This window comes from Paenibacillus filicis, from assembly GCF_038070315.1.
Taxonomy (GTDB): domain Bacteria; phylum Bacillota; class Bacilli; order Paenibacillales; family NBRC-103111; genus Paenibacillus_G; species Paenibacillus_G filicis.
In genome coordinates this window covers 20,077-32,835 of record NZ_JBBPCC010000023.1, presented here as the reverse complement: position 1 = coordinate 32,835, position 12,759 = coordinate 20,077, and the positions used below count along the sequence as shown (strand labels likewise).

Annotated in this window: 11 protein-coding genes; 1 reads left to right on the top strand and 10 read right to left on the bottom strand. The window is 52.6% G+C overall.

What is annotated here, in order from left to right; all coding sequences use genetic code 11:
* Nucleotides 1–62 precede the first annotated feature (62 nt).
* Together WMW72_RS27740 and WMW72_RS27735 are read right to left on the bottom strand one after the other, a co-directional pair.
* Complete coding sequence (locus tag WMW72_RS27740) at nt 63–314, bottom strand: DUF1146 family protein (RefSeq protein WP_341418838.1); 252 nt, start codon at nt 312–314, stop codon at nt 63–65.
* Between the two features lie 143 nt (nt 315–457).
* Complete coding sequence (locus WMW72_RS27735) at nt 458–2,977, bottom strand: S8 family serine peptidase (RefSeq protein ID WP_341418837.1); 2,520 nt, start codon at nt 2,975–2,977, stop codon at nt 458–460.
* Between the two features lie 682 nt (nt 2,978–3,659).
* Here WMW72_RS27735 and WMW72_RS27730 point away from each other — a divergent pair.
* Nucleotides 3,660–4,133 carry a hypothetical protein gene (locus tag WMW72_RS27730; protein WP_341418836.1) on the top strand — a complete coding sequence of 158 codons (474 nt, stop codon included), beginning with the start codon at nt 3,660–3,662 and terminating at the stop codon, nt 4,131–4,133.
* Between the two features lie 54 nt (nt 4,134–4,187).
* Here WMW72_RS27730 and WMW72_RS27725 read toward each other — a convergent pair whose 3' ends face one another.
* The 8 genes from WMW72_RS27725 to WMW72_RS27690 form a co-directional block, all read right to left on the bottom strand.
* A complete protein-coding gene (locus WMW72_RS27725; RefSeq protein WP_341418835.1) occupies nt 4,188–5,705 on the bottom strand; it encodes an NADH-quinone oxidoreductase subunit N in 1,518 nt (505 codons plus the stop codon).
* 4 nt (nt 5,706–5,709) lie between these two features.
* The gene (locus WMW72_RS27720; protein ID WP_341418834.1) at nt 5,710–7,335 is read right to left on the bottom strand and encodes a complex I subunit 4 family protein; all 1,626 of its coding nucleotides are present in this window, start codon (nt 7,333–7,335) and stop codon (nt 5,710–5,712) included.
* The gene (gene nuoL, locus WMW72_RS27715; protein ID WP_341418833.1) at nt 7,328–9,220 is read right to left on the bottom strand and encodes an NADH-quinone oxidoreductase subunit L; all 1,893 of its coding nucleotides are present in this window, start codon (nt 9,218–9,220) and stop codon (nt 7,328–7,330) included. Before nuoL ends, WMW72_RS27720 begins: the two co-directional genes overlap by 8 nt.
* 93 nt (nt 9,221–9,313) lie before the next feature.
* A complete protein-coding gene (gene nuoK, locus WMW72_RS27710; RefSeq protein ID WP_341418832.1) occupies nt 9,314–9,631 on the bottom strand; it encodes an NADH-quinone oxidoreductase subunit NuoK in 318 nt (105 codons plus the stop codon).
* 2 nt (nt 9,632–9,633) lie between these two features.
* The gene (locus WMW72_RS27705; RefSeq protein WP_341418831.1) at nt 9,634–10,161 is read right to left on the bottom strand and encodes an NADH-quinone oxidoreductase subunit J; all 528 of its coding nucleotides are present in this window, start codon (nt 10,159–10,161) and stop codon (nt 9,634–9,636) included.
* Nucleotides 10,161–10,604, bottom strand: coding sequence for an NADH-quinone oxidoreductase subunit NuoI (gene nuoI / locus WMW72_RS27700; RefSeq protein WP_341418830.1), 444 nt, complete (start codon nt 10,602–10,604; stop codon nt 10,161–10,163). The genes WMW72_RS27705 and nuoI overlap by 1 nt, the downstream gene beginning before the upstream one ends.
* 41 nt (nt 10,605–10,645) lie before the next feature.
* Nucleotides 10,646–11,653 (bottom strand): NADH-quinone oxidoreductase subunit NuoH, encoded by a 1,008-nt coding sequence (nuoH, locus tag WMW72_RS27695; protein ID WP_341418829.1) that lies wholly within the window; start codon nt 11,651–11,653, stop codon nt 10,646–10,648.
* Nucleotides 11,653–12,756: an NADH-quinone oxidoreductase subunit D gene (locus tag WMW72_RS27690; RefSeq protein ID WP_341418828.1), complete on the bottom strand. Its 1,104-nt coding sequence runs from the start codon at nt 12,754–12,756 to the stop codon at nt 11,653–11,655. The genes nuoH and WMW72_RS27690 overlap by 1 nt, the downstream gene beginning before the upstream one ends.
* Between the last annotated feature and the right edge of the window lie 3 nt (nt 12,757–12,759).

Here is a 12,759-nt window from a genome sequence, read left to right as displayed (position 1 = left end):
CATACGGTTGTACTATCCATTGTTGACAAGATTCCCCTTAGTTATTCGGCTTTATGCGGTTTTCAGAAGATTCCGGAGAACCATGTCGACCAGGCCAAATAATCAATGACAAAACGGGCAACTTGATAGCCGAGTGCAACCGAAAGTAGAATTTGCAGCAGCTTGGCCTGCGGGCTTTTGGCCCTGCGGAAGAGATTCTCCCACTTCAGCTCCTGCAGCGCCCACCAGGAAAATCCGATGAAGACCAGGACGAGCAAAATATTCAGCACGCCCTTCATACCAAGCGAAGTATTGACTTGATCGAGATACTCCATAGCTCTTACCGCTCCTCTTCTGTAAACAATCTGCATGCTTGCGCCTGCCGATTTGCATAGCCTCATGATGCCTCTTTACCCTGCGTCCCGTCTGGCTAATCGCCACCGGCATGCAGATCCACTCGGCGGAGCCGCTCTCCCGTCTACGAGAGAGCTTCCGCCAGCAGCCGGACGAACTCCGCACGTGTGGCCTGTTGATCCGGACGGAACGTACCATCAGAGTAGCCTCCGATGAGCCCTTCCGCCTTCATCTGCTTCAGTAGGCCCGCACCCCAGTAGTTCTCATCAATATCCGTAAACGGAAGCTGTCCTCTGAGCTTGCCTGTCTTGTTCATGCTGCGGGCAAGCATTGCTGTCATCTCCATCCGGGTAACCGGCTGGTCAGGTGCGAAGGTCCGGTCCGGGTAACCATCGATGATATTTGCCTGAGCCGCTCTGGCAATATAGTCATACGCCCAGTGCGAGGAAGGCAGGTCGGAGTAGGACACTGCCCGCTGCTTACTCAGATTGAAGGCCCGCGATAATACGGCGGTAGCCTCAGCCCGCGTAATAGCGCGATCCGGCTGGAAGGTATAATCGTCGTACCCGTCGATAATGCGCTTGCCGGTCAGCGTAAGAATCGATTGCGCTGCCCAGTGCTCCCTAATGTCCGTATACCCGCCAGTTAACGGCTTTGCGTCAACCTGCAGCTGATATAACTGATTATCGAATGCCCGGTTGGCAGTTAGCTTAACATAATACGTCCCCGGACCAAATCGTCCGGACAGCATCTGCCGATCCTCATAGGCCGCATTCATCGAATTGGCCATCGATTTTAGTGTGCCGTCGTACAACGTCATATATATACTAACCGGAGAGGGAATATCCTTGACGCTTATTTTGATATAGCTTTCTTCGTCTACCCGGAACTGAAACCAATCCACATCCCCAACACGGTCAAGCAGTCCGTTATAAGGGGTATTCAATGACATAAAGGTCGCTTGATACGACCGGTCATTCGGTTCATTCGGGTCGATCAGCTTGGCGTTGTATTCAATACGGAGCGTATACTCGCCGACTATCGGATTTTCATATTCCTTGACATTGGAGACACGGAAATAATAGCTTCCAGGAAACACCTTCGGAATTTCGTAGGTTTCGGTTTCCCCATCATCCCCGTTATCGATGATGACCGATTTCTCTCCCTTTCTCTGCACCAGCAGAACCGGATCCATCCGGGCCGTGTCTACAGACAAGGTGAGCTTGAGAGAGCCGGATTGTTCCACGGGGAACTCAAACCAATCCACATCGTGATATTGATGAAAGGTACCTTTGATCGTCTGGGTGCGCGAAGGCAGTACATAAGCCTTGTATTGCTTGTCATTATCCTCGAACGGGTCCCGGTATATTTCGAAGAAGGTCGTAAGCTGATAAGGCACCGCTCCCTCATAGCTGCGGTCCTTGAGCTGCAGCTGTACGTAATTCCTTCCCTTTGTAACCTTAAAAGGAATCGTTTGCCCGTTCTGCGCGGATTTCGTGGTCAAGACACCGGATGCATCCGTATGCTGAACGTTCACCGTTTGTTTCGGGTCCATGTCGAAGGTGAGATTGATCGTCCCGTCATAAGGCGCATCTAGCGCATACCAGTCTACATCCCCTCCACCTTCCAATGAGGCGGTAATTTTCTTGCTGACGGAAATCGTCTTCGCCTGATCCTTACGCTGATTCGGCTCATACATGTCATCAACATACGGCTCCTTCAACAGACGGTCAACCCGCAGCAGTCCATACCCTGTAGCTTCCTCCCAACCCTTAGTTCCCAGATCATCCGCTGTCTGGCGGATCCATTGCCGGATCTGGTAGGCCTTCAGATCAGGGCGTAGTCCCCAGGCCAGTGCCGCCGCAGCGGCTACTTGAGGTGCCGCCATGGATGTACCGTCCTTCTCTTCATAGGAGTCATTCATCGCAGTGGTGAAGACATTCCAGGGAGCTACAACGTCGATCTCCAGACCTGTGTTGGATTTGCTGTGAACCCGGTCATCCACCCCGACGCCCCCAACAGCCAGAACCGTCGGATAGGCCGCCGGGTATTTCACCCGGTTCCCTTCATTGCCTGTAGCGGCAACGAGCAGCACATCCTTCTCTTCGGCATATTTGACAATATCGCTAAGGTAAGCGGAATATTTATTCAAACCGAGTGAGAGCACAACGATACGGGCCCCATGGTCGACGGCATAGCGAATCGCTTCGCCCAACATCTGCTCGTCTCCGGAGCCATCCGCTTTCAATGCTTTGATAGGCATCATTTTTGCATTCCATAATATCCCGGTTGTTCCACGGTCGTTATTCCCTAGAGCTCCGATGATACCGGCAACATTCGTGCCATGGCCGTTATCATCCTCGGGAGGCAGTGACGGATCCAGCAAATTTACGCCCTTCACCAAATTCCCCTTCAGATTGGGATGCGACAGCTGAACGCCAGTATCGACGATAGCGACGATCATACCTGTATTGCCTCGGGAAATATCCCAAGCTTCACTCATATGAATGCGCTGTAGATAGGTTTGTTTGGTGTAGAACGGATCATTCGGCTCTGCGGCGTACACCGTTCCGCAGCATATCAGGAAAAAAGCCAGACCCGTGAACGATGCGAGCATGTTTTGTTTCAGCATACGGGTATTCATCGTCATCAAAATCCTTTATCCTGAATTCTACTGCCGTAACTCCATTATCCCATTCTAAGCCTTATAGCAAGTGGCTGCAACTGGAATCTTTTTTCGAGAGCGCTTACTTTTCTACTGATTACTACTGATTATATGTTTTCAAATTCTAACGGTGTTTTAGGTGAAGTTCGAACACAATTTAGCCTTTTGGCGGGATATATTCTACTTAGCATGTTGAAATATTACCACACTTCTTAATTTCCAAATAATTTATAAAATTAAAATTAATTATATAAGTTCAAGGAAATACTTTGCATTTTATTATAAATATTGTATGGTTTATGAAATCAGAAACCTGAGAATTATGCGCTAAAAGGCAATGAAGTTTTATTGTTATTAATAAAAACGTCTGAGGGGAAGTATTGGTCTTCTAATTTTGAAGATGGCTTTTGGAAAATTAATAATGGCAGGATTGAGTCCAGATCAGTAAACCCCTTATTAAAGTCATTCCTTGGACAATCCGAAACTGAGTTTGAACATACACTCAAACAAACAGTTCGGCAATAATATTCTTCAGCTATTGGATTAGTTTAAACATACCTGGGTCGTATTTTTTGGAATTTAGATTCCTCAAATACGATCCCTTTTCCATTGATAAAGTTTTTTAAAATGTAACACAGCGTGATCAGAAAGGAGAATTTTCTTGAAAAGGTTTGTTCAAAGCATACTTGTAGGTCTCGTATGCTGTACTTTAATTTGGATTTCAGTGGACCCTGGATTCCCTTATAAACAACCGGAAGAGATGACCGAGGAAGGATATCGACAATGTGGTAGTGAAAAGTGGAATGAATACAATAGGGCAGGTAGAAAATGTCTAATTAAGGCCTATAGAAATAAAGAAAAGGCTGAATTTACTTCTTTTAAGCAAGCTATCGAAATTGAGTCAGTGCCTACCACATTAAGAACTAACGGGTCAACCGAAGTCCTCCTTATTTTAGATCGAAGAATGGATGGTATGAGCATAAAAGAGGAACAAAGAATATTTACCTACTCCTGTACGAATATGAATACAGTGACGAGGCTTTCAGTTCGCCCTATCCTCAAGCATTTCTTTACTCTTCAAAACTGTACTGGAGAAAACGAACCCCAACCTGTAGATTTGAATGGGGGAATATAAATTCAAACGACCCGTTGCCAAATTGCGAAAAGTGGCAATGGGTCGTTTGAATTTTTATCCGAACATGAACAAATCTTGGCCAAGCGAGAAAATCCGCTCCAGGTAAGCGAGCACACCCTGCGGGTACAGACCTAGCAGGACCCCAATCCCGGCACATAGCCAGACCGTGATGCTCAGCTGGATGGTCGGGCGAAGCGGTCCGGCTTCGTCGTCGCTGCGCATGAACATTTGACGGATGAGGCCAAAGTAGTAATAGAAGGATACGACGCTTGTGACGATCATGACCGCCCCTAGCCAGTAATGCTGGGTCTGCATCGTCCCGAGCATGATATACAGCTTACCGAAGAACCCTCCGGAAATCGGCAGCCCCGCGAGCGACAGCACAAGCAGCACGGTAGCGATAGCCAGGCCGGGAGCCCGGTAGTACAGACCGGCAAAAGCTTTCAGCTCCTGCCCTCCCGTCGACCGCTCGACGATCATAAGCATGGCGAACATCCCCACATTCATGAACAGATACGCGATCAGGTAGAAGGTAAACTCGGCAAAGTTCGAGAAGTGCACGATCGTGAACTGGACGGCGATCGGAACAAGCAGGTATCCGGTGTTGGCGATCCCCGAATAGGCGAGTAGGCGTTTCATATTTGTTTGCCGCAAGGCGGTGAAGTTACCGACGATCATCGCTGCCGCCGCTACAACCATCAGCGCCGTGAGAAAATCGTCATGAATCGGCGACCCCATAATGCCTGGCGAAGCGAACACCGTATACATGACGCGGAACAGAATAGCGAAAGCCGCCGCCTTGGACACAACCGCCAGGAAGGCCGTCACTTGGGTAGGCGCGCCTTGATAAACATCCGGCGCCCAGGTGTGGAACGGCGAAGCCGCTACCTTGAAGCCAAAGCCGGCCAGAATCAGGAAGAAGCTTAAGTAAATCATCGGCTGCAGCGCTTCCCCGCCCTGCTCCAGTACGCTGGAGATCTGAGGAATGACGGTCGTTCCCGTCATACCGTAGAGGAAGGACATTCCATATAGAATCAAGGCCGAGGAAATACCGCCCAGCACGAGATATTTGAATGCCCCTTCGTTGGACTGCAGGTGCTTCTTACGCATCGCGACCAGGATATAGGAGGTGATGCTGAGCAGCTCCAGCCCGACGAATAGCGTAATCAGGTCCCCTGAGGATGCCATGATCATCCCGCCCAGGGTGGCGGGCAGCAGCAAATAATAAAACTCGCCGACATGCGGGATTTCCTCTTCGTTCACCGAGCCGATGCTCATGAAGGTGATCAATCCTGCACCCGCCAATAAGATCAGCTTCAGCACACTGGCAAAATCATCGATCCGATAGCTGAACTCCAGCAGCTGTCTTGGCTCCACCGGGTTCAATTGATACAAAACCACAAACATGGCCGACAGCGCCAGACTGAGGAGTGATAGCCAGCCCAGCCATACCCGGCTGTTCTGCCTAGGCAGCAACAGGTCGATCAGCGACAGAATGACGGCAGCAGCAACCAGTGTCAGCTCCGGTGCCAGCAGTCCGAGATCGTGGAATTGCAGACGTATTGGTTCCACCGGTCTAACCCCCCATCTTCGTTACGCTGCGAATAAATTGGTCAAAGCCGCTCACCGTCTGATGCAGCGGTTCGCTGAGAATACCCGGATACACCCCGAGCACGATAATGAAGGCAGCTAGTGTAATCATCGGCAGCGCCTCAATAAACCGGGCGTCGCGCATCTCGGGCATCCCCTTGCGCAGCGGTCCGTACGTAATGCTGAGCACACCTCGCAACACGTATACGGCGGCCAGGATAATACCGAGCGCTCCGACAGCGGTCACGATGCGATGTGATTCGAACAAACCTACGAACGCCAGGAACTCGGCCACGAAGCCTGACAAGCCAGGCAAGCCCAGTGAAGCCATACCGGCCAGCAGCAGAATGCCGGAGATGAACGGGATGGACTTGGCGAGTCCCCCGAGTTCATCCAGATGGGTCGTATGTGTCCGTTCGTAGATGCTGCCGACGATGAGGAACAGCAACGCCGAGATCAGACCATGAGAGACGAGCTGGAATACAGCACCCTCCAGGCCGATGGTGTTGAAAGCCGCAATCCCCAGGAGCACAATTCCCATGTGGCTGATACTGGAATACGCCAGAACCAGCTTGAACTCCTTTTGCACGAAAGCCAGGATCGCCCCGTACACAATATTGATGACCCCCAGCACCGCAAGCACAGTGGCCCAAGCGGTTGCCTGCTGAGGAAATAATAGGATGCCAAAGCGGATTAAGCCGTAAGCGCCCATTTTCAGCAATATGCCGGAGTGAATCATAACGACGGAAGGCGGAGCCTCCGTATGTACCTTGAGCATCCACGTATGGAACGGAAACAGCGGCAGCTTAATGCCGAAGGCCACCAGCAGCAGGATGAACAGCACCCATTTCATCGTAGCGCTCAGGAAAAACACGTTGCCCTCCAGATCGCTCTGGTTGACATAGGACTCCACGCTCTGGAACAGATTCTCCGTAATGATGTTCAGGTCTCCACTATAGTGAATCGATACCGCGTTGCCGACTACGGTCTGGGTAAAGCCTGCCGTACTGATTAGAATCAGGAAGGCAATCAGCATAATCGCCGATCCGAGACCGTTATAGATGAGAAATTTGTTCGCTGCCCGCTCCCGGTCCATATAGCCCCAGATTCCGATCAGGAAGAACATCGGGACAAGCGTGACCTCGAAGAAGACGAAGAACAGGAATAAATCCTGAGCCATGAATACGCCGAACATTCCTACCTCGAGCAGGAGAAACCAGATGAAGTACGCTTTCCAGCGTTTCTTGATATAGACCGAGGCCAGCGCCGCCATCGTGGCTACCAGCGCCGTCAGGAAGACCAGCGGCAGCGATAGACCGTCTACCGCTAGCGCATACTTAAACTCCATGAAGAATGAGGTCATTTGGTTCAGGCCCTGCGTTTCCCGGTCAAGCGGGATCGATATCCAGGGAACGGACTCCTTGAACTGCATCCCCGCCACATTGGAATTAAACTTGGCATACAGCCACACCGACAGACCGAGCGGAATCAGTGTGGTTAGGATCGCGGTCATCTTAATCCACTGTCCCTGCGATTTGGGCAGAAACAGCAGCACAAGCACGCCGATCAGCGGGGAGAAGGTGATGAGTGATAGAATCGGAATCTTATCCAAGGCTGATGAACCTCCTTCCCGCGATAGCCAGCATCAGAATAAGCAAGCCGATCAGCGTGGCCAGACCATAGGTTTGCACATGTCCATTCTGCAAGCGGGAACCGAGACGTCCAACACCTGTCACGGCATAGGTCGACAGCCGCACTACGCCATCCACCACATAGACGTCAAACAGATGAAGCAACTGCCCGAGCGCTTGCAGCGAGCGCACCCATACAACCTGATAGAGCTCATCGATAAAATATTTGCGGTTTAGCAGCTTATACAGCCAGGGAGCTCCGGCTACAAAATTCTCCGCCGAGATCGTCCGCTTCACGTATACGAGGTAGCCTGCTCCTATGCCCAGCAAGCCGACCAGCGTGGAGAGAATCATAACCAGCGCCGAAGCATGCTCAGCCTGCGCATGCCCGGTCAGCCATGTTCCAAGCCACGGGCTGAATGGAGTAAAGACAAAGCCGGCTGTAACGGCCAGCACAGCCAGTACAACAAGCGGCATCGTCATCGAGCCTGGAGACTCATGAACCTGCCCCTGATGCTCGCCCCGCGGCTTGCCGAAAAATACCAGGAAGTACAAGCGGGACATGTAGAATGCTGTGAAGAAAGCTGCGATCAGCCCTACGGTCAGAAGCCCATAGTGGCCGGTGTTGTAAGCCTCCGTGAGAATGGCATCCTTGGACCAGAAGCCCGACAAAGGGACGATACCGCTGAGCGCCAGTGCCCCGATGGCAAAGGTCCAGGCCGTCACCTTCATCTTGCTGCCGACTCCGCCCATCTCCTGAATATTCTGTGTATGTACGGCATGAATGACACTGCCTGCTCCCAGGAAGAGAAGGGCCTTGAAGAAGGCATGCGTGAACAGGTGAAAGATTCCCGCCGTATAGGCAGCTGTCGTCCCGATGCCAAGCGCCATCATCATATAGCCCAGCTGGCTGACGGTCGAGTACGCCAGAATTCGTTTGATGTCATTCTGAGCCGTACCGATTGTTGCTGCGAATATAGCCGTAAATGCCCCGACTACGGCAACAACCGTCAAAGCAGCCGGCGCCGCCGTGAAAATATCGAACGTACGAGCTACCAGGTAAACCCCCGCTGCAACCATCGTAGCGGCGTGAATGAGCGCGCTGATCGGCGTCGGGCCCTCCATCGCATCCGGCAGCCACGTATGCAGCGGGAATTGGCCGGATTTACCCATCGCTCCGACGAAGATCAGAATCGCGATCCAGGTCGCCATTTCCCCGGAAATTTTTCCTCCCTCGAAGGCGTTGCTGATCGACGTAAAATCAAGAGCATGATCCGGCATCACCCAGAAGAGCAGCAGGATGCCGATGAATAGTCCCACGTCGCCGACCCGGGTGACGATGAACGCTTTCTTGGCTGCCGCCCGTGCCTCCGGCTTGAAATACCAGAACCCGACGAGCAGGAACGAGCATACCCCGACCAGCTCCCAGAAGATGTACAACTGCACGAGGTTCACGGAGATAACAAGTCCGAGCATCGAGAATGTGAACAGCGCGATGTAGGCGAAGAACACATTGATCCGCTCATCCCCATGCATATAGCCTGTCGAGTACACATTGACAAGCAAACTGACGAGCGTCACAACGACCAGCATCAGGGCGTTCAAGTTGGTGACCTCAAAACCCATTTTCAGCGTAAAGTCACCAAGCTTCAGCCACTGCATATTGTTCCATGTATAATCTTCCGCTCCGCCGCCGATTCGCTCCCAGAAGATCAGAACCGACAGCACGAACGATATGAACACGGCCGCTATACTGATATAAGCGCCCGCTTCCCGTAACGAGCGTCCCGCCGCCATTAACACCAAAAACGACAACAGCGGAAACAACGGGATGAGCCAGGCATATTGCGAGAAAGCCGATACCATGAGCTTAAATCCTCCTCTACGCGGCTGCCGGCAGCCTGTCTTCCTACAGCTCCAGCCGGAGTCTGTCGCAAGCCTGCTTGCCGCAGCCCTTCGCTATCGCTTCATCGAATCCATGTCTCCGACATCCGTTGTTCCCTTGTTCCGATAGAAGGCGATCAGAATAGCGATGCCCACTGCGACTTCGGCGGCAGCTACCGTAATGTTGAACAAGGAAAAAATTTGTCCAGTCAAACCCGGATGCACGCCGAATTTGGAGAATGCCACCAGATTGAGATTCACGGCATTCAGCATTAACTCGATGGACAGCAGCACGATCACCGCATTTTTCTTGGCCAAGGCTCCGTACAGGCCAATGCAGAATAGAATCGCTGCGAGCGTTAAGTATGGGGTTGCCAAGCCTCCTGCTCCCATGTCTAATCCTCCTCCCGCTTCGCTACGATAATGGCACCGATAAAGGCCACCGTGAGCAGCACCGACATCAGCTCGAACGGAATCACATGCTGACCGAACAGCAGCTTGCCGATTTCCATCGTGTTATCCTCGAACTTGGGGAACTCTCCGGACGGGAGCTCCGTCTTCTGGATCACGAAGAAAATAATGCCGAACAGGGCTGCCGCCCCTACAAACAATAAGCCGTTATGCCAAGGCCGCTTCGGCTCCTCTTCATCGCCTTTGTGGTGCTTCGTCATCATGATACCGAAGATCATCAGGATCGAGATCGCTCCGGCATAGATGAGAATTTGTACCACCGCCACAAACTCGGCCTGCAGGACGACATACAGACCGGCCAGACTGACGAAGGTCAGAGCCAATGCGAGCACCATATGAACGACCTGCGTGTAGCTGATCATGAAGATCGCTCCGCCAATCGCGAGCAGGGCACAGACGAAGAATACGAGGTTCTCGCCGCTGGATAGAAAGTTCCCGATATTCGCGAGCATTACTTGGCACCGCCTTTCGGCATCGCCGAATTGTTCTCTTTGCGTACGTTCGTATTATTATCGTTCAGCCACTCGAGGTTTTTGAACAAATCATCCCGGCTGTAGGTGCTGAGCTCGAAATTATTCGTCATGACAATCGCCTCGGTCGGACACACCTCGGTACACAGGTCGCACAGGATGCAGATCTCGAAGTTGATGTCATACGTATCGATAACCTTACCCTTCTTCTCAGGGTCGGGATTCGGCTTCCCTACCAGCGTGATGCACTCGGTCGGACAGATCCTCGCACACTGATTGCAGACGATGCATTTCTCCGGATCGAAGTGCTGAATCCCGCGGAACCGGTCCGGCAGCTCCAGCGGCACGTCGGGATATGCATACGTGATTTTCTTGGCTGTCAGGCTTTTCAGCGTCACGCCAAGTCCTTTCACGATACCTTTCATTTCCTTCACCCTTTCGTCGTTGGCCTACGACAGCCGCTTCCCTACATGACGATGGCCATATAGATCGCTGTGACAAAAATATTAACCAAAGCAAGCGGCAGCAGCACTCTCCAGCCGAGTCCCATCAGTTGATCCACACGGACGCGCGGCAGGGTGCCCCGTATCCAGATCAGGACGAACACGATCAGCGAGAATTTCAGCAGGAACCAGAGTATACCGGGGATAAAGCTCAGGAACGGGAACGGCGCATGCCATCCGCCCAGGAACAAGGTCGTCGTCAGTCCCGCGATGGCAAATACATAGACGTACTCCGCCAGCATGAAGAAAGCAAAGCGGAAGCCGCTGTATTCCACGTGATAACCGGCAACAAGCTCAGATTCAGCCTCCGGCAGGTCGAAGGGCGTACGGTTCAGCTCCGATACGGCCGCGATGGCGAAGACGACAAAGCCGATAATCTGCGGCAGGAAATTCCAGTGCCAGAAGCCTCCGTCCTGTGCCTCGACGATCCGGTTCAGGTTCATGCTTCCCGTCATCATCACGACGCCGACGACCGATATAACGAGCGGGATCTCATAGCTGATCATCTGGGCTGCCGAACGCATCCCGCCAAGCAATGCATACTTGTTATTCGAGGCCCAGCCTCCGAGTACGATACCGATGGTGGATATACCGGACAGCGCCACATAATACAGCACGCCGATATTCAGGTCGCTGCTGATCAGACCGCTCGAATAAGGAATGACCGCCGTCACCACGAAGGCTGGAATGAAGGTAATGATCGGTGCCAGGATGAAAAGCTGCCGATCCGCCTTCCTCGGAATCGTATCCTCCTTGATCAGCAGCTTGAATACGTCAGCTACCGTTTGCAAGAGTCCTAGCGGCCCGGTCCGGTTCGGTCCGATCCGGAGCTGCATCCAGCCGAGCACCTTCCGTTCAAAATAAATGGCGTAGGTTACGAACCCCAAAATCACAAGCAGCAGCACAACGGCCCAGGCGAAGAAAATCGCAACGCTTGTGAGCGACAACGGCTGATGCAATAGATCGGACATCAGCAATCAACCTCCCCGACGACAATATCAATGCCTCCGAGTATCGTGATCAGGCTGGTCATCGTTTCCCCGACCAGCAATTTCGGCAGAATCTGCAGGTTGACGAAGGACGGTCTGCGGAACTTTAGGCGGTAAGGCTTATCTTTTCCCTTGGAGATGATATAGCAGCCGATCTCGCCCCGCGGCGATTCGATAGCGGCGTATACCTCTCCTTCCGCCGGCCGAAGCACGCGCGGCACCTTGCCCATGATCTCTCCATCCCCGGGAAACTGCTCAATGGCCTGTTCGAGGATGCGCAGCGACTGGCGGATCTCCTCCATCCGCAGCAAATACCGGGAATAGCAGTCCCCCACATCGGATACGGGGACATCGAAGTCGAAGCGGCTGTACAAGCTGTAAGGCTGGTCTTTGCGCAGATCCCAGTTTACCCCCGTACACCGCAGGTTGGCTCCGCTCAGTCCATACGCAATGGCCGTCTCGGCATCATACTTGCCGACGCCCTTAATCCGGGCCAGGAAAATTTCATTGCCGCTGACCAGGCGCTCGTACTCTTCCAGCTTATCTCTCATATAAGGAATAAAATCGCGGACCTTCTGAATCCAGCCCTCCGGAGCGTCCCACTTGACGCCGCCTACCCGCATGTAGTTGTAGGTAAGCCGGGCCCCGCATAGCTCGTTGAATAAGTCGATGATGATCTCCCGGTCACGGAACGCGTACAGAAAAGGACTCATCGCCCCGATATCCAGCAGATACGTGCCCCACCAGACGAGATGGCTGGCTACCCGCTGCAGCTCCATGACGATCAGCCGAAGAAACTCGGCCCGCTCTGGAATCTCCAGCTGCATCAGCTTCTCGACGGCATGAACCAGCACGTAGTTATTGGTCATGGCGGACACGTAGTCCATCCGGTCGGTATAAGGAATAATCTGCGTATAGGTCAGGTTCTCCGCCAGCTTCTCCGTTCCCCGGTGCAAGTATCCCATGACCGGAATCGCTTCCTTGATGACTTCCCCGTCCAGCTTGACGATGATACGGAATACGCCGTGGGTGCTCGGATGCTGAGGTCCTACGTTCAAGAGCAATTCTTCCGTTCTAATGGCCAAATC